This is a genomic window from Permianibacter aggregans, assembly GCF_009756665.1.
GTDB classification, from domain to species: Bacteria; Pseudomonadota; Gammaproteobacteria; order Enterobacterales; family Permianibacteraceae; genus Permianibacter; species Permianibacter aggregans.
Map to the genome: position 1 here is coordinate 3,258,467 of NZ_CP037953.1, position 13,323 is coordinate 3,271,789.

Annotated in this window: 26 protein-coding genes and 1 pseudogene; all 27 read left to right on the forward strand. The window is 54.9% G+C overall.

The window, feature by feature from the left end:
• The first annotated feature begins 4 nt into the window (after window positions 1-4).
• The 27 genes and pseudogenes from rplD (at window position 5) to E2H98_RS14830 (ending at window position 12,974) form a co-directional block, all read left to right on the forward strand.
• Window positions 5-613, forward strand: a complete 609-nt coding sequence (rplD, locus tag E2H98_RS14700) for a 50S ribosomal protein L4 (protein ID WP_133590175.1) — start codon at window positions 5-7, stop codon at window positions 611-613.
• Window positions 610-909, forward strand: a complete 300-nt coding sequence (gene rplW, locus E2H98_RS14705) for a 50S ribosomal protein L23 (protein ID WP_133590173.1) — start codon at window positions 610-612, stop codon at window positions 907-909. Before rplD ends, rplW begins: the two co-directional genes overlap by 4 nt.
• Window positions 910-922: 13 nt before the next feature.
• Window positions 923-1,747 (forward strand): 50S ribosomal protein L2, encoded by an 825-nt coding sequence (gene rplB, locus E2H98_RS14710; protein ID WP_133590171.1) that lies wholly within the window; start codon window positions 923-925, stop codon window positions 1,745-1,747.
• 15 nt (window positions 1,748-1,762) lie between these two features.
• Window positions 1,763-2,038, forward strand: coding sequence for a 30S ribosomal protein S19 (rpsS, locus tag E2H98_RS14715; RefSeq protein WP_133590169.1), 276 nt, complete (start codon window positions 1,763-1,765; stop codon window positions 2,036-2,038).
• Window positions 2,039-2,049: 11 nt separating this feature from the next.
• Window positions 2,050-2,394 carry a 50S ribosomal protein L22 gene (gene rplV, locus E2H98_RS14720; protein WP_133590167.1) on the forward strand — a complete coding sequence of 115 codons (345 nt, stop codon included), beginning with the start codon at window positions 2,050-2,052 and terminating at the stop codon, window positions 2,392-2,394.
• A pseudogene (gene rpsC, locus E2H98_RS14725) lies at window positions 2,394-3,080 on the forward strand (30S ribosomal protein S3); the annotation flags it as partial. The gene rplV and the pseudogene rpsC, both read left to right, overlap by 1 nt.
• A 107-nt stretch (window positions 3,081-3,187) precedes the next feature.
• Window positions 3,188-3,601 carry a 50S ribosomal protein L16 gene (rplP, locus tag E2H98_RS14730; protein ID WP_133590162.1) on the forward strand — a complete coding sequence of 138 codons (414 nt, stop codon included), beginning with the start codon at window positions 3,188-3,190 and terminating at the stop codon, window positions 3,599-3,601.
• The gene (gene rpmC / locus E2H98_RS14735) at window positions 3,601-3,792 is read left to right on the forward strand and encodes a 50S ribosomal protein L29 (protein WP_133590160.1); all 192 of its coding nucleotides are present in this window, start codon (window positions 3,601-3,603) and stop codon (window positions 3,790-3,792) included. The genes rplP and rpmC overlap by 1 nt, the downstream gene beginning before the upstream one ends.
• The gene (gene rpsQ / locus E2H98_RS14740) at window positions 3,792-4,049 is read left to right on the forward strand and encodes a 30S ribosomal protein S17 (RefSeq protein WP_133590158.1); all 258 of its coding nucleotides are present in this window, start codon (window positions 3,792-3,794) and stop codon (window positions 4,047-4,049) included. Before rpmC ends, rpsQ begins: the two co-directional genes overlap by 1 nt.
• Before the next feature lie 17 nt (window positions 4,050-4,066).
• A complete protein-coding gene (gene rplN, locus E2H98_RS14745) occupies window positions 4,067-4,435 on the forward strand; it encodes a 50S ribosomal protein L14 (RefSeq protein ID WP_133590156.1) in 369 nt (122 codons plus the stop codon).
• A gap of 11 nt (window positions 4,436-4,446) precedes the next feature.
• Window positions 4,447-4,758, forward strand: a complete 312-nt coding sequence (gene rplX, locus E2H98_RS14750) for a 50S ribosomal protein L24 (protein WP_133590154.1) — start codon at window positions 4,447-4,449, stop codon at window positions 4,756-4,758.
• 12 nt (window positions 4,759-4,770) lie between these two features.
• Window positions 4,771-5,310 (forward strand): 50S ribosomal protein L5, encoded by a 540-nt coding sequence (rplE, locus tag E2H98_RS14755; protein WP_133590151.1) that lies wholly within the window; start codon window positions 4,771-4,773, stop codon window positions 5,308-5,310.
• Between the two features lie 12 nt (window positions 5,311-5,322).
• Window positions 5,323-5,628, forward strand: a complete 306-nt coding sequence (gene rpsN / locus E2H98_RS14760; RefSeq protein ID WP_133590149.1) for a 30S ribosomal protein S14 — start codon at window positions 5,323-5,325, stop codon at window positions 5,626-5,628.
• Between the two features lie 18 nt (window positions 5,629-5,646).
• On the forward strand, window positions 5,647-6,042 hold the full coding sequence (rpsH, locus tag E2H98_RS14765; RefSeq protein WP_133590147.1) for a 30S ribosomal protein S8: 396 nt from the start codon (window positions 5,647-5,649) through the stop codon (window positions 6,040-6,042).
• A gap of 13 nt (window positions 6,043-6,055) precedes the next feature.
• The gene (gene rplF, locus E2H98_RS14770; protein ID WP_133590145.1) at window positions 6,056-6,589 is read left to right on the forward strand and encodes a 50S ribosomal protein L6; all 534 of its coding nucleotides are present in this window, start codon (window positions 6,056-6,058) and stop codon (window positions 6,587-6,589) included.
• 9 nt (window positions 6,590-6,598) lie between these two features.
• The gene (gene rplR, locus E2H98_RS14775; protein WP_133590143.1) at window positions 6,599-6,952 is read left to right on the forward strand and encodes a 50S ribosomal protein L18; all 354 of its coding nucleotides are present in this window, start codon (window positions 6,599-6,601) and stop codon (window positions 6,950-6,952) included.
• Window positions 6,953-6,962: 10 nt separating this feature from the next.
• Complete coding sequence (gene rpsE, locus E2H98_RS14780) at window positions 6,963-7,472, forward strand: 30S ribosomal protein S5 (RefSeq protein WP_133590141.1); 510 nt, start codon at window positions 6,963-6,965, stop codon at window positions 7,470-7,472.
• 5 nt (window positions 7,473-7,477) lie between these two features.
• Window positions 7,478-7,657 carry a 50S ribosomal protein L30 gene (rpmD, locus tag E2H98_RS14785; RefSeq protein WP_133590139.1) on the forward strand — a complete coding sequence of 60 codons (180 nt, stop codon included), beginning with the start codon at window positions 7,478-7,480 and terminating at the stop codon, window positions 7,655-7,657.
• A 3-nt stretch (window positions 7,658-7,660) separates the two neighbouring features.
• A complete protein-coding gene (gene rplO, locus E2H98_RS14790; protein ID WP_133590137.1) occupies window positions 7,661-8,095 on the forward strand; it encodes a 50S ribosomal protein L15 in 435 nt (144 codons plus the stop codon).
• On the forward strand, window positions 8,095-9,447 hold the full coding sequence (secY, locus tag E2H98_RS14795) for a preprotein translocase subunit SecY (protein WP_133590135.1): 1,353 nt from the start codon (window positions 8,095-8,097) through the stop codon (window positions 9,445-9,447). Before rplO ends, secY begins: the two co-directional genes overlap by 1 nt.
• Window positions 9,448-9,471: 24 nt before the next feature.
• Window positions 9,472-9,585 carry a 50S ribosomal protein L36 gene (gene rpmJ / locus E2H98_RS14800; protein WP_133590133.1) on the forward strand — a complete coding sequence of 38 codons (114 nt, stop codon included), beginning with the start codon at window positions 9,472-9,474 and terminating at the stop codon, window positions 9,583-9,585.
• A 96-nt stretch (window positions 9,586-9,681) separates the two neighbouring features.
• On the forward strand, window positions 9,682-10,038 hold the full coding sequence (gene rpsM / locus E2H98_RS14805; RefSeq protein WP_133590130.1) for a 30S ribosomal protein S13: 357 nt from the start codon (window positions 9,682-9,684) through the stop codon (window positions 10,036-10,038).
• 20 nt (window positions 10,039-10,058) lie between these two features.
• Window positions 10,059-10,451 carry a 30S ribosomal protein S11 gene (rpsK, locus tag E2H98_RS14810; RefSeq protein ID WP_133590127.1) on the forward strand — a complete coding sequence of 131 codons (393 nt, stop codon included), beginning with the start codon at window positions 10,059-10,061 and terminating at the stop codon, window positions 10,449-10,451.
• A gap of 21 nt (window positions 10,452-10,472) precedes the next feature.
• The gene (rpsD, locus tag E2H98_RS14815) at window positions 10,473-11,099 is read left to right on the forward strand and encodes a 30S ribosomal protein S4 (protein ID WP_133590125.1); all 627 of its coding nucleotides are present in this window, start codon (window positions 10,473-10,475) and stop codon (window positions 11,097-11,099) included.
• 23 nt (window positions 11,100-11,122) lie between these two features.
• The gene (locus tag E2H98_RS14820; RefSeq protein ID WP_133590123.1) at window positions 11,123-12,109 is read left to right on the forward strand and encodes a DNA-directed RNA polymerase subunit alpha; all 987 of its coding nucleotides are present in this window, start codon (window positions 11,123-11,125) and stop codon (window positions 12,107-12,109) included.
• Between the two features lie 52 nt (window positions 12,110-12,161).
• On the forward strand, window positions 12,162-12,563 hold the full coding sequence (gene rplQ, locus E2H98_RS14825) for a 50S ribosomal protein L17 (RefSeq protein WP_133590121.1): 402 nt from the start codon (window positions 12,162-12,164) through the stop codon (window positions 12,561-12,563).
• A gap of 72 nt (window positions 12,564-12,635) precedes the next feature.
• A complete protein-coding gene (locus E2H98_RS14830; RefSeq protein WP_133590119.1) occupies window positions 12,636-12,974 on the forward strand; it encodes a VanZ family protein in 339 nt (112 codons plus the stop codon).
• Window positions 12,975-13,323: the final 349 nt, after the last annotated feature.

Here is a 13,323-nt window from a genome sequence, read left to right on the forward strand (position 1 = left end):
AACGATGAATTTGACTCTAGCAGGCGGCAACGGCGGCACAGTTGATGTGTCGGAAGTTGCTTTCGGCCGCGAATTCAATGAAGCACTGGTACACCAGGTTGTCACCGCCTATTTGTCAGGTGGTCGCGCCGGTACCGTTAAGCAAAAGACCCGCTCGGAAGTCCGTGGCGGTGGCAAGAAGCCGTGGAAACAGAAAGGTACGGGCCGTGCTCGTGCTGGTTCCATCCGCTCGCCACTGTGGCGTGGTGGTGGCAAAACGTTTGCCGCCGTTCCGCAAGACTGGTCGCAAAAAGTCAACAAGAAGATGTACCGCGGTGCGCTGAGCGCCATCCTGTCGGAACTGGTGCGTCAAGATCGTCTGATCGTGGTTGATGCGTTCACCGTCGAAGCACCGAAGACCAAATTGCTGGCGCAAAAGCTGGCTGGTCTGAACGCTAACGATGCGCTGATCATCACCGACAACGTTGATGAGAATCTGTACCTGGCTTCGCGCAACATTCACACCGTGGACGTGCGTGATCCAGTGGGTATCGACCCGGTCAGCCTGATTGCTTTCGAGAAAGTAATCGTGACCGTCGGCGCCCTGAAGCAAATCGAGGAGATGCTGGTATGAATCAAGAACGCCTGATGCGCGTGTTGGTTGGTCCACACGTCTCCGAGAAAACCAACCTCGCCTCCGAACTGAACAACATCATCACCTTCAAGGTGCTGAAAGACGCCAATAAGCACGAAATCAAGTGCGCCGTTGAGCAGTTGTTCGAAGTGAAAGTCGAGCGTGTCACCACGGTCAACGTCAAAGGCAAGATCAAAGGAGCCGGCCTGCGTAAAGGTCGCCGTTCTGACTGGAAAAAGGCGTACGTCAAGCTCGCCGAAGGCCAGACGATCAACGTCTTTAACGAGCAGGCATAAGGGGTAATTTGAGATGGCTCTGATCAAAATGAAGCCTACCTCCCCGGGGCGCCGCTTCGTGGTGAAGGTAAAAACCGACAATTTGCACAAAGGTGATCCGGTAGCCGGATTGCTGGAGCGCAAAAACAAAAATGGCGGCCGTAACAACAACGGTCACATCACTACCCGTCATCGTGGTGGTGGTCATCGCCAACACTATCGTTTGGTCGATTTCAAACGCACCAAAGATGGTGTACCAGCCAAAGTGGAACGGATTGAATACGATCCGAACCGCACGGCTCACCTGGCTCTGCTGTGCTACGCCGATGGCGAGCGCCGCTACATCATCGCCCCGAAAGGCGTGAAAGCCGGTGATGCCATCCAATCGGGTAACGATGCACCGATCAAAGCCGGTAACTGCTTGCCACTGCGCAACATTCCGGTTGGTTTGACCGTGCATTGCGTTGAGTTGAAGCCAGGCAAAGGCGCCCAGCTGGGCCGCTCCGCTGGTGCCTCGATTCAGTTGGTTGCCCGTGAAGGTGAGTACTGCACAATTCGCTTACGTTCCGGCGAAATGCGCAAAGTGCAAGCCGAGTGCCGCGCCACCATCGGTGAAGTCGGTAACTCTGAGCACATGCTCGAATCTTACGGTAAAGCTGGTGCGAAGCGCTGGCGCGGTATTCGTCCTACCGTTCGCGGTGTTGCCATGAACCCTGTCGATCACCCAATGGGTGGTGGTGAAGGTCGCAGCTCCGGTGGTCGTCATCCGACATCACCATGGGGTTGGAAGACCAAGGGCGGCAAGACCCGCAAAAACAAGCGTACGGATAAGTTCATCGTACGTCGTCGCGGCAAGTAATGTGAGGGTATCGCAGTGCCACGTTCATTGAAAAAAGGACCGTTCGTTGATCTTCATCTGTTGAAGAAGGTCGAGAGCGCTGTAGCGAAGAACGAAAAGCGCCCGCTGAAAACCTGGTCGCGTCGTTCGATGATTCTGCCGGAAATGGTTGGCCTGACTATGGCTGTCCACAACGGTAAACAACATGTGCCGGTGTTTGTGACTGAAGATATGGTCGGTCACAAACTCGGTGAATTCTCGCCGACCCGTACCTACAAAGGTCACGCGGCCGACAAGAAAGCGAAGAAGTAAGGGGTTAGGTCATGGAAACCGTAGCTATCCATCGCCACGCTCGTAGCGCTGCTCAAAAAGTGCGCCTCGTGGCTGATCAGATTCGCGGCCTGCCGGTCGATCAAGCCCTGAACGTTCTCGCGTTCAGCAACCGCAAAGCAGCGGGTCTGATGAAGAAAGTTCTGGAATCGGCGATTGCCAACGCTGAGCACAATGATGGTGCTGACATTGATGCGTTGCGCGTATCGACCGTGATGGTTGATGAAGGTCCGTCGTTCAAGCGCATGAGCGCCCGCGCCAAAGGCCGTGGTGATCGTATCGTCAAGCGTACCTGCCACATCACCGTCAAAGTCTCGGATCGTCGGGGGAGCAAATAATGGGTCAGAAAGTTAATCCGGTTGGTATCCGCTTAGGTATTACCCAACCGTGGCGTTCGACCTGGTTCGCCGAGAAGGGCGTGTTCAGCCAGTACCTGGATGCTGACTTCAAAGTCCGCACCTGGCTGACCAAAGAACTGGCTGCTGCCCAGATCTCCCGCATCGACATCGAGCGTCCGGCCAAGACCATGCGTGTGACCATTCACACCGCCCGTCCTGGTGTCGTCATCGGTAAGAAAGGCGAAGACATCGAAAAACTGCGCGCCAAAGTCGCTGCCATTTCCGGCATGCCGACCACGGTCAACATCGAGCAAGTGCGCAAGCCGGAAATCGATGCGAAGTTGGTTGCCGATTCGGTTGCTCAACAGCTTGAGCGTCGTGTGATGTTCCGTCGCGCGATGAAGCGTGCTGTGCAGAACGCGCTGCGTGCTGGTGCCAAAGGTATCAAGATTCAAGTGTCCGGTCGTTTGGGCGGCGCTGAAATCGCCCGTACCGAATGGTACCGCGAAGGTCGGGTGCCGCTGCATACGCTGCGTGCCGACATCGACTACGCCACCGGCGAAGCTTCAACCACCTACGGCATCATCGGTGTCAAAGTGTGGATCTTCAAAGGTGAAGTCCTGGCGCAAGGCCGCATTGACATCAATTCGGTGTCTGCTCCAGCACGTGAAGACAAAGAGCCGAAGCGTCGTCCGAAAGGCCGTGCTGGTGCCGGTGCCAACGACAAGCCACGGGCTCCGCGCCGCAGCGCGAAGGCCGCCGACAAAGTCGAAAAGAATTAAGGAGCTGACAGATGTTGCAGCCGAAACGTACCAAGTTCCGTAAGGTCTTCAAAGGCCGGAATACTGGCGTTGCCACCGTCGGCAACAAAGTGAGCTTCGGTGAGTATGGCCTGAAAGCGACCACCCGCGGCCGTCTGACTGCCCGTCAGATCGAAGCGGCGCGTCGTGTGATGGCTCGTGCCATGAAGCGTACCGGTCGTATTTATATCCGTGTGTTCCCGGATAAGCCGATTACCCAAAAGCCTCTCGAAGTGCGTATGGGTAGCGGTAAAGGTAGTGTTGAATATTGGGTCGCTGAAATTCAGCCTGGCAAGATGTTGTACGAAGTGGAAGGCATTTCCGCTGAGTTGGCCAAAGAAGCGTTTACGCTGGCTGCCTCGAAGCTGCCTTTGAAAACCACGATCGTGGCCCGGACGGTGATGTGATGAACGCGAAAGAACTTTTGAACAAGAGCGTAGAAGAGCTCAAGACCGAGCTGACTGCGTTGCAGCGTGAGCAGTTCAATCTGCGCATGCAAGCTGCCACTGGCCAGATGCGTCAAACGCATCTGCTGGGTCAGGTCCGTCGCAATATTGCACGCGTCAAAACCGTGCTTACCCAGAAGGCAGGTGCCTAATGAGCGAACAAACCATTAAACGCACGCTGGTCGGCAAAGTCGTGAGCAACAAAATGGACAAGTCCATTGTCGTTGCGATTTCACGTCAGGTGCAGCACCCGAAGTACGGTAAGTACATCAAGCGCACCACCAAGCTGCACGTGCATGACGAGAACAACGAGTGCCGTGAAGGCGATGTTGTGCGCATTCAAGAAGTTCGTCCAATGTCCAAGACCAAGTCCTGGAATCTGGTCGAAATCGTTGAACGCGCGAGCTGAGCCGAGGAGCGTTAGACATGATTCAGATGCAAAGCGTTTTGGACGTTGCTGATAACAGCGGCGCCAAGAAAGTGATGTGCATCAAGGTGCTGGGCGGCTCGCATCGTCGTTACGCCGGCATCGGTGACATCATCAAGGTCTCGGTACGGGAAGCAATTCCACGTGCCAAGGTCAAAAAAGGTGACGTAATGAACGCGGTTGTCGTGCGCACGGCGCACGGTGTTCGTCGCGTTGACGGCTCCTTGATCCGTTTTGACAACAACGCGGCCGTGCTGCTGAACAATCAGTTGCAACCAATCGGCACGCGTATTTTCGGACCAGTGACCCGCGAACTTCGTACTGAAAAGTTCATGAAGATCGTGTCGCTGGCGCCGGAAGTGCTGTAAGGGTAACCACCATGGCAAAGATCAAATCTGGCGACGAAGTCGTCGTACTGGCCGGTAAAGACAAAGGCAAGCGTGGCAAAGTACAACGCGTACTGGGCGAGCGTTTGGTGGTGGAAGGTGTGCAGATGGTGAAAAAGCATCAGCGCCCTAACCCAATGACCAATGCGCCGGGTGGCATCGTTGAACAAGCGGCGCCTATCCACGTATCGAACGTAGCCATTTATAACGGCGAAACAGGTAAAGCTGATCGCGTTGGCTACAAAGTTGAAGATGGCAAGAAGGTGCGCGTGTTCAAGTCGAACGGCGCCCGGATTGACGTGTAATTGGTGAATACAATGGCGAAACTGCAAGACCATTATCAGAACGAAGTCGTCAAACAGCTCACTGAGAAGTTTGGCTACTCCTCTGTCATGCAAGTCCCGAAGATCACGAAAATCACCCTGAACATGGGTGTGGGTGAGGCGGTCGGCGACAAAAAAATTCTTGAGAACGCGGTTGCTGACATGACTGCCATTTCTGGTCAGAAACCAGTGGTCACGTTAGCGAAAAAATCGATCGCGAACTTCAAATTGCGCGAAAAAATGCCGATTGGCTGCAAGGTCACGCTGCGCGGCGAGCGCATGTGGGAATTCCTCGAGCGCCTGGTCGTCATCGCGATGCCACGTATCCGTGACTTCCGCGGTGTCAACCCACGCTCGTTCGATGGCCGTGGCAACTACTCGCTCGGTATTAAAGAACAGATCGTGTTCCCGGAAATCGATTACGACAAAGTGGACGCGGTTCGTGGTATGGACATCACCATCACCACTACGGCAAAAACGGATGAAGAAGGTCGCGCATTGCTTGGCGCGTTCAGCTTCCCGTTCCGTAACTAAGAGGCGAGTGTCATGGCAAAGACTTCAATGATGGAGCGCGAAATCAAGCGCGCCAAGCTGGTCAAAAAGTACGCCGCCAAGCGCGCCGAACTGAAGGCCAAGATTGTAAACCCGGCTACTTCTGACGAAGAGCGTTGGGAAGCCCAGAAAGCGCTGCAGAACCAGCCGCGCGATGCTTCCGCCACCCGTCAGAAAAACCGTTGCAATATCACGGGCCGCCCGCATGGTTTCTACCGCAAGTTCGGCCTGAGCCGTAACAAGCTGCGTGAAATGGCCATGCGTGGTGAAATTCCTGGCTTGCGCAAAGCCTCTTGGTAATCGCGGAGATAATTGACGATGAGTATGCAAGATCCCGTCGCCGATATGTTGACGCGTATTCGTAACGCGCAGCAAGCCGGCAAGAAAACCGTATCGATGCCAGCCGCCAAGCTGAAATCGGCCATCGCGAAAGTGTTGGCTGACGAAGGCTATATCGCTGGGTTCGAAGCAGGTGAAATGGAAGGCAAAAAGGTGCTGACCTTGAACCTGAAATATTTCGAAGGCAAACCGGTCATCGCTCGTATCGAGCGTGTATCGCGTCCTGGTTTGCGTGTCTATAAAGGCCTGAACGACCTGCCGAAAGTGCTGGGCGGTTTGGGTGTCGCCATCGTTTCCACCTCCAAAGGTGTGATGAGCGACCGCGCTGCACGCGCTGCCGGTCACGGCGGTGAAGTGCTGTGCTACGTGGCTTAAAGGAGTAGCGAATATGTCTCGTGTCGCGAAGAAGCCGCTTGAATTGCCAAAAGGCGTTGAAGTGTCGATCAAGGACAATGCGGTGTCGGTTAAAGGCACCAAAGGTACCCTGAATCAGGCCATCAACCCGGCGGTTGAAATGAAGGTTGAAGGCAATGTGGTGTCGTTTGCTCCACGTGCCGGTTTTGACAAAGCCAATGTGCAGGCCGGTACGGCCCGCGCGCTGGTCGGCAACATGGTCAAAGGCGTTTCTGCTGGCTTCGAGCGCAAGCTCCAGCTGCAAGGCGTTGGTTTCCGTGCCGCCGTGCAAGGTAAAACGCTGAACTTGACCATTGGTTTTTCACACCCGGTCAACTTTGAAATTCCGACGGGCATCACCATTACCTGCCCGACCCAAACGGAAATTCTGGTTACGGGTATCGACAAGCAATTGGTCGGTCAGGTCGCTGCCAACATTCGCGGTTTCCGTCCGCCAGAGCCATACAAGGGCAAAGGCATTCGTTACGACAACGAGCGTGTCGTATTGAAAGAAGCGAAGAAGAAGTAAGGTATAGATATGAACAAAAAAGTTGCACGTATCCGTCGCGGCGCTGCTACGCGTCGCAAAATTGCGGAGCTGGGTGCCAACCGCTTGGTGGTGCATCGCACCCCGCGGCATATCTATGCCCAGCTGATTTCAGGCGAAACCGGTCAGGTCATCGCAGCGGCATCGAGCGTCGAAAAAGACGTACGCGGTGCGCTGAAGTACACCGGCAACATCGAAGCCGCGGCGAAAGTCGGCGAGCTGGTTGCTGAGCGTGCGTTGGCCAAAGGGGTGTTGAACGTTGCGTTCGACCGTTCGGGTTTCCAGTATCACGGTCGCGTAAAGGCGCTGGCAGACGCTGCCCGTGCCAAAGGCCTCCAGTTCTAAGGGTTTGACAATGGCTAAGCAAGAGCAACAAACCGCCACCGACGGTATGGTCGAGAAACTGGTCGCCGTCAATCGCGTCGCGAAAGTCGTGAAAGGCGGTCGTATTTTCTCGTTCACTGCTTTGACAGTGGTCGGTGACGGTCAAGGTCGTATTGGTTACGGTCGCGGTAAAGCACGTGAAGTGCCTGCCGCTATCGCCAAGGCGATGGAACAGGCCAAGCGCAACATGGTGCGCGTGGATCTGAAAGATGGCCACACGCTGCAGCACCCGGTGAAAGCCAATCATGGTGCGTCGGTGGTGTTCATGCAGCCAGCTTCGGAAGGTACCGGTATTATCGCCGGCGGTGCGATGCGCGCTGTATTCGAAGTGCTGGGTGTCAAGAACGTACTGGCCAAGAGCTACGGCTCAACGAATGCCATCAACGTGGTACGCGCTACCGTCAAGGGCTTGAAAGACATGAATAGCCCGGAAGCGATCGCGGCCAAACGTGGCAAGACCGTTGAACAGATTCTGGGTTAATTGACATGGCCAAGACGATCAAAGTTACACAGGTGAAAACCAGTTTTCACCGCAAGCCGACGCATCGTGCGACGATGCTCGGCTTGGGTCTGAAGAAAATTCATCAGACCGTCGAGTTGGTGGATACGCCGGCAGTACGCGGCATGATCAACCAAGTGTCTTACATGGTGAAGGTTGAGGAGTAAGCGATGCGTCTGAACAATCTTTCACCGGCCGTAGGCGCCAAGAAAAAAGGCAAGCGTCTGGGTCGTGGTATCGGTTCGACCGATGGTAAAACTGCTGGTAAAGGTCACAAAGGTCAGCATGCCCGTAAAGGCGGCTACCACAAAGTGGGCTTCGAAGGTGGTCAGATGCCAATGGCGCGCCGTCTGCCGAAGTTTGGTTTCACTTCGCTGAAAAAGCTGACTCACGCCGAAGTGCGTTTGAGCGAGCTGGCGAAAGTGGAAGGCAATGACGTTAACCTGTTGACGCTGAAAACCGCCAACGTGATCCCGATGGATTCGCTGAGCGCGAAAATCGTGCTTTCCGGTTCAATTGACCGCGCGGTCAACGTGTCCGGCGTGCGCGTCACCAAAGGTGCGATGGATGCCATCGTTGCCGCTGGCGGCAAGGTAGAAGCGTAATGGCGACCGCAAGCAGCGTTACTGGTAAATCGGGCAGCGGCACGAGCGAATTGCGCCGCCGCCTGTTGTTCCTGTTGGGCGCGCTTGTGGTGTTCCGTCTCGGTTCATACATTCCGGTACCGGGTATTGACAGCGCTGTGCTGGCTGATCTGATGAATCAGCAGTCCGGCACCTTGCTGGCGATGTTCAACGTGTTTTCCGGTGGTGCCATGGAGCGGGCTTCGGTGTTCGCCCTGGGCATCATGCCTTACATCTCTGCATCGATCATCGTGCAGGTGATGGGCTATGTATACGAGCCCTTCAAGCAGTTGCGCAAAGAAGGGGAGGCGGGCCGCCGCAAACTGGGTCAGTACACCCGTTGGGGTACGCTGGTCTTGGCTGTCGTGCAATCGACCTCGATGGCGCTGAGCTTTCCAAGCTTCGCCCAGGGGATCGTGCCGAATCCGGGCTTTGGGTTTTACTTCAGTGCTGTGGTCAGCTTGACCACCGGTACGATGTTCCTGATGTGGCTCGGTGAGCAGATCACCGAACGCGGTATCGGTAACGGTATTTCGATGCTGATTTTCGCCGGTATCGTGGCGGGTATGCCGAGCGCGCTGGGTCAGACGTTTGAGAACGTTCGCACCGGTGATATGCAGTTCGTGTCGCTGATTGTCATGCTGGCGCTGATTATTTCGGTGACGGCAGCGGTGGTGTTCGTCGAGCGAGGTCAGCGCCGCTTGGTGGTTAATTACGCCAAGCGTCAGCAGGGCCGCAAGATGTTCCAGGCTCAGCAGAGTCATCTGCCGCTGAAGATCAATATGGCGGGTGTTATCCCGGCGATCTTTGCGTCATCGTTGATTCTGTTCCCGGCAACCGTGTTGCAGTGGTTCGGCGGCCAAGGTGAAGGTTTCTTCACTGGCTTGCTGCAGGACTTGGCGGCAACGATGAGCCCGGGCCAGCCGTTGTACCTGTTTATTTACGCAGCGGGCATTATTTTCTTCAGCTTCTTCTATACCGCGATTATTTTTAACCCGCGCGATATAGCCGACAACCTGAAGAAGAGTGGAGCGTTCCTGCCGGCGATTCGTCCCGGTGAGCAAACCGCGAAGTACATCGATAAAGTGGTCACCCGTCTGACCTTCGCCGGCGCACTGTACGTCACTGCAGTCTGCCTGGTGCCGGAACTGATGCGGGCGGTCTGGAACGTGCCGTTCTATTTCGGTGGTACCAGCTTGCTGATTATTGTTGTCGTGGTCATGGATTTTATGGCGCAGGTGCAAGCGCACCTGATGTCGCAGCAGTACGAATCGCTGCTGAAGAAAGCCAATTTCCGTAACTACGGTGCTGCCGGCAGTATCCGGCAAGGCTAAAAGTAGATTTTTGGAGTTCAGACCATGAAAGTTCGTGCTTCCGTCAAACCGATTTGCCGTAAGTGCAAAATCGTCCGTCGTAACCGCGTCGTCCGCGTCGTGTGTGAAACGGCTAAGCATAACCAGCGTCAGGGTTAAGCCTGCACATTGGAATTTTGGTTGATTTCTGGTGGAGAGGCCGCTAAAATCCCGCGCCTTTTCCGCCAGCCAACGCTCAGTTAGGAGTTTTTGTCCATGGCTCGTATCGCCGGTGTCAACATTCCGGTTCAAAAACACGCGGTTGTCGCGCTGACGTCCATTTATGGCATCGGCAAAACCCGTGCACAAACCATTTGTGCCGCGGCGGGTATCAATCCTGCCCAGAAAGTGCGTGAACTGTCGGAAGACCAAATCGAAGCCTTACGTACTGAAGTGGCGAAGTTTTCCGTTGAGGGTGACTTGCGCCGCGAAGTGTCCATGAGCATCAAGCGTCTCATGGATCTGGGTTGCTACCGCGGCTTGCGTCATCGCAAAGGCCTGCCGGTTCGCGGCCAACGTACCAAAACGAATGCGCGCACCCGCAAAGGTCCGCGTAAACCGATTAAAAATTAAGATTTACTAGGATTAATACGATGGGTAAAGCACCTGCTCGTGCTACGCGCAAACGCGTAAAAAAGCATGTCGTTGACGGCATGGCTCATATCCATGCCTCCTTCAATAACACGATCGTCACGATCACGGACCGTCAGGGCAACACCCTGAGCTGGGCCACCGCCGGTGGTTCGGGTTTCCGTGGCTCGCGCAAGAGCACGCCATTTGCTGCTCAGGTCGCCGCTGAACGAGCTGGTAGCGCCGCCAAAGAATTCGGTCTGAAGAATCTGGAAGTGTTCGTCAAAGGTCCAGGACCTGGCCGTGAGTCGGCTGTCCGCGCCCTGAATGCTGTTGGGTACAAGATCACCAACATTACTGACGTCACGCCGATTCCGCATAACGGCTGCCGTCCGCCGAAAAAACGTCGTGTGTAATCTGACTGGAGAGAATGAATAATGGCTCGTTATATCGGACCTAAGGTCAAGCTTTCTCGTCGCGAAGGCACCGACCTGATGTTGAAATCCGGCGTGCGCGCGATCGAGAGCAAGTGCCGTGATCGCATGAACAAAAAACCGGGTCAGCACGGCGACAAAGGCGCCCGTGTTTCTGATTACGGTTTGCAACTGCGTGAAAAGCAGAAAGTTCGCCGTATTTACGGCGTGCTGGAGCGTCAATTCCGCAACTACTATTTCGCCGCCAACAAAGAGAAAGGCAACACCGGTGAGAACCTGTTGCAACTGTTGGAGCGTCGCTTGGATAACGTCGTCTACCGCGCTGGTTTCGGTGCCACTCGTGCCGAATCCCGTCAGCTGGTTTCGCACCGCGCGATTCTGGTCAACGGCCGGGTAACGAACTTCCCGAGCTACCAGATTCAGCCGGGCGACGTTATCGAAGTCCGCGAAAAAGCCAAAGCCCAGCTGCGCATCAAAGCTGCGCTGGAAATCGCCGGTCAGCGTGAAAAAGCGCATTGGATCGAAGTCGATGAAAACAAAATGGTCGCGACGTTCAAGGCTGTGCCGGAGCGTTCTGACCTGTCCGCTGAAATTAACGAAGCGTTGATCATCGAACTTTACTCGAAGTAACAGACAACGGAGACGCTCACATTATGCAGAGCAACGTGACCGAACTGCTGAGACCACGCCAGATCAAAATCGAGTCGAGTGTCGCGAACACCGCGAAAATCGTACTCGAACCATTCGAGCGTGGCTTTGGCCACACGCTTGGCAATGCGCTGCGTCGCATCCTGCTCTCTTCCATGCCGGGTTGTGCCGCCGTGGAAGCCGAGATCGATGGCGTATTGCACGAATACTCCACGCTGGAAGGCGTGCAGGAAGATGTGATCGAAATCCTGCTGAACCTGAAAGGGTTGTCAGTGCTGCTGGAAGACCGTGACGAAGCCACGGTGACCCTGCAGAAGAGCGGTGAAGGCCCGGTAACGGCTGCCGACATTCAACTGGTCAATGGCGTCAAGATCCTGAATACGGATCACGTGATCGCCAACCTGACCAAGAATGGCCGCTTGAACATGAGCATCAAGCTGGCACGTGGCATGGGTTACCAGCCGGCCAGCAACCGTCGTCACACCGAAGAAGATGATCGCCCTATCGGCCGTTTGCTGTTGGATGCCTCGTTCAGCCCGGTGCGTCGCGTGTCCTATGTCGTTGAAGCCGCTCGTGTTGAGCAGCGCACCGACCTGGACAAACTGATTATTGAACTGCAGACCAATGGTACGTTGGAGCCGGAAGAAGCGATTCGCCGCGCCGCGACCATTCTACAACAGCAACTGTCGGCGTTCGTTGATCTGAAAGATGAGCGCACGGTCGAAACCAAGAAGCAAGAACCGGCCTTTGATCCGATTCTGTTGCGTCCGGTTGATGACCTGGAGCTGACCGTTCGTTCGGCCAACTGCCTGAAAACCGAAAACATTCATTACATCGGTGATTTGGTGCAGCGTACCGAAGTCGAACTGCTGAAGACCCCGAACCTCGGCAAGAAGTCGCTGACCGAAATCAAAGACGTGCTCGCTGCGCACGGTTTGAGCCTCGGCATGCGTCTGGAAAACTGGCCACCAGCCAGCTTGCTTGGCGAATAATTTAGTTAACGAATTTACGGTCGTGAAGACCGAAAGTTAGAAGGAAAGTCCCATGCGTCATTTATGTAGCGGTCGTGCTTTTTCGCGCACCAGCTCGCATCGCAACGCGATGTTCCGCAATATGGCGAACTCCTTGGTTGAGCATGAAGTCATTCGCACGACTCTGCCGAAAGCCAAAGAACTGCGCCGTGTGATTGAGCCGCTGATCACGCTGGCCAAGCAAGACAGCCACGCCAGCCGTCGTATGGCTTTCGACCGTACCCGTTCGAAAGACGCCGTACAAAAGCTGTTCGCTGAACTGGGTCCGCGTTATGCCAACCGTCCGGGCGGCTACCTGCGTATCCTGAAGTGCGGTTTCCGCACCGGCGATAAAGCGCCGATGGCTATTGTCGAGTTGGTTGATCGTCCGGCCATCGATGTCGAGCCAGTCGAAGTCGAAGCTGCTGCTGAGTAATTAGTAGTCGTTTGAAAAAGCCGCCTTGTGCGGCTTTTTTGTTGCCCAGATTTATCGGAACAGGGACTCGATATGTTGCTAAGGTTGTTTTGGCGTACGGGATGCGTTTTTGGCGCGCTGCTGATTGCTGTACTGTCGTTGTGGCCACGCGTTGATACCCTGAGCGTTGTTCCGCACCAGGACAAGTACGGCCATGCCCTGGCTTATTGTTGTCTGGCGTTCTTCGGTTTGCGCGGCTTCCCGCAACATACGGTAGCAGTTTTGCTTGCTTCGGTTTTCTGGGGGGTACTGATGGAATGTTTGCAGCATTTCCAACCACCGAGAACATTCGATCTGCTGGATATGCTGGCTAACACCGTCGGCGTCTTGTTTGCCTGGGGATTGAATTCCTACCTGAGCAAGACGCGGTAAAGCCGCAATCGATTTTCTTCGGATCAGTCATTGCAAGGCTTCTCCGGTAAGGGTTTAGGTACGGTCTTTATATCAAGCTTGCCAAAGACCGCAATTCGACTGTCACAGGCTTTGCAAAGTCCACTCGTCGATATCGAACAGGTAACAGTGGTTTGCTCTCAAACACAGAACAGAAGCGCTTCAGTTTGATGTGGCGGCAAGAGCCAGATTGATGATTCTTAGAAACCATCGCCTTCGTTTCGTTTGTCGATTCAGTTGTCAAAGCTATTAGCATCCAGCGCTAACAGATTTATCTCGCATAAAAAACAGGGTGTTGCCGCTCTGCCATTGACTGAGTCGTTGCTTCGCC

Coding starts and splice junctions, on each gene's coding strand:
- rplO (WP_133590137.1), top strand. CDS start 7,661: ATGCGTCTGAACAATCTTTCACCGGCCGTAGGCGCCAAGAAAAAAGGC.
- rpsD (WP_133590125.1), top strand. CDS start 10,473: ATGGCTCGTTATATCGGACCTAAGGTCAAGCTTTCTCGTCGCGAAGGC.
- rpmC (WP_133590160.1), top strand. CDS start 3,601: ATGAACGCGAAAGAACTTTTGAACAAGAGCGTAGAAGAGCTCAAGACC.
- rplE (WP_133590151.1), top strand. CDS start 4,771: ATGGCGAAACTGCAAGACCATTATCAGAACGAAGTCGTCAAACAGCTC.
- secY (WP_133590135.1), top strand. CDS start 8,095: ATGGCGACCGCAAGCAGCGTTACTGGTAAATCGGGCAGCGGCACGAGC.
- rplW (WP_133590173.1), top strand. CDS start 610: ATGAATCAAGAACGCCTGATGCGCGTGTTGGTTGGTCCACACGTCTCC.
- rplX (WP_133590154.1), top strand. CDS start 4,447: ATGGCAAAGATCAAATCTGGCGACGAAGTCGTCGTACTGGCCGGTAAA.
- rpmJ (WP_133590133.1), top strand. CDS start 9,472: ATGAAAGTTCGTGCTTCCGTCAAACCGATTTGCCGTAAGTGCAAAATC.
- rplP (WP_133590162.1), top strand. CDS start 3,188: ATGTTGCAGCCGAAACGTACCAAGTTCCGTAAGGTCTTCAAAGGCCGG.
- rplV (WP_133590167.1), top strand. CDS start 2,050: ATGGAAACCGTAGCTATCCATCGCCACGCTCGTAGCGCTGCTCAAAAA.
- rpsK (WP_133590127.1), top strand. CDS start 10,059: ATGGGTAAAGCACCTGCTCGTGCTACGCGCAAACGCGTAAAAAAGCAT.
- rpsM (WP_133590130.1), top strand. CDS start 9,682: ATGGCTCGTATCGCCGGTGTCAACATTCCGGTTCAAAAACACGCGGTT.
- rplF (WP_133590145.1), top strand. CDS start 6,056: ATGTCTCGTGTCGCGAAGAAGCCGCTTGAATTGCCAAAAGGCGTTGAA.
- rpsQ (WP_133590158.1), top strand. CDS start 3,792: ATGAGCGAACAAACCATTAAACGCACGCTGGTCGGCAAAGTCGTGAGC.
- rpsH (WP_133590147.1), top strand. CDS start 5,647: ATGAGTATGCAAGATCCCGTCGCCGATATGTTGACGCGTATTCGTAAC.
- rplR (WP_133590143.1), top strand. CDS start 6,599: ATGAACAAAAAAGTTGCACGTATCCGTCGCGGCGCTGCTACGCGTCGC.
- rpsE (WP_133590141.1), top strand. CDS start 6,963: ATGGCTAAGCAAGAGCAACAAACCGCCACCGACGGTATGGTCGAGAAA.
- E2H98_RS14820 (WP_133590123.1), top strand. CDS start 11,123: ATGCAGAGCAACGTGACCGAACTGCTGAGACCACGCCAGATCAAAATC.
- E2H98_RS14830 (WP_133590119.1), top strand. CDS start 12,636: ATGTTGCTAAGGTTGTTTTGGCGTACGGGATGCGTTTTTGGCGCGCTG.
- rpsN (WP_133590149.1), top strand. CDS start 5,323: ATGGCAAAGACTTCAATGATGGAGCGCGAAATCAAGCGCGCCAAGCTG.
- rplQ (WP_133590121.1), top strand. CDS start 12,162: ATGCGTCATTTATGTAGCGGTCGTGCTTTTTCGCGCACCAGCTCGCAT.
- rplN (WP_133590156.1), top strand. CDS start 4,067: ATGATTCAGATGCAAAGCGTTTTGGACGTTGCTGATAACAGCGGCGCC.
- rpmD (WP_133590139.1), top strand. CDS start 7,478: ATGGCCAAGACGATCAAAGTTACACAGGTGAAAACCAGTTTTCACCGC.
- rplD (WP_133590175.1), top strand. CDS start 5: ATGAATTTGACTCTAGCAGGCGGCAACGGCGGCACAGTTGATGTGTCG.
- rplB (WP_133590171.1), top strand. CDS start 923: ATGGCTCTGATCAAAATGAAGCCTACCTCCCCGGGGCGCCGCTTCGTG.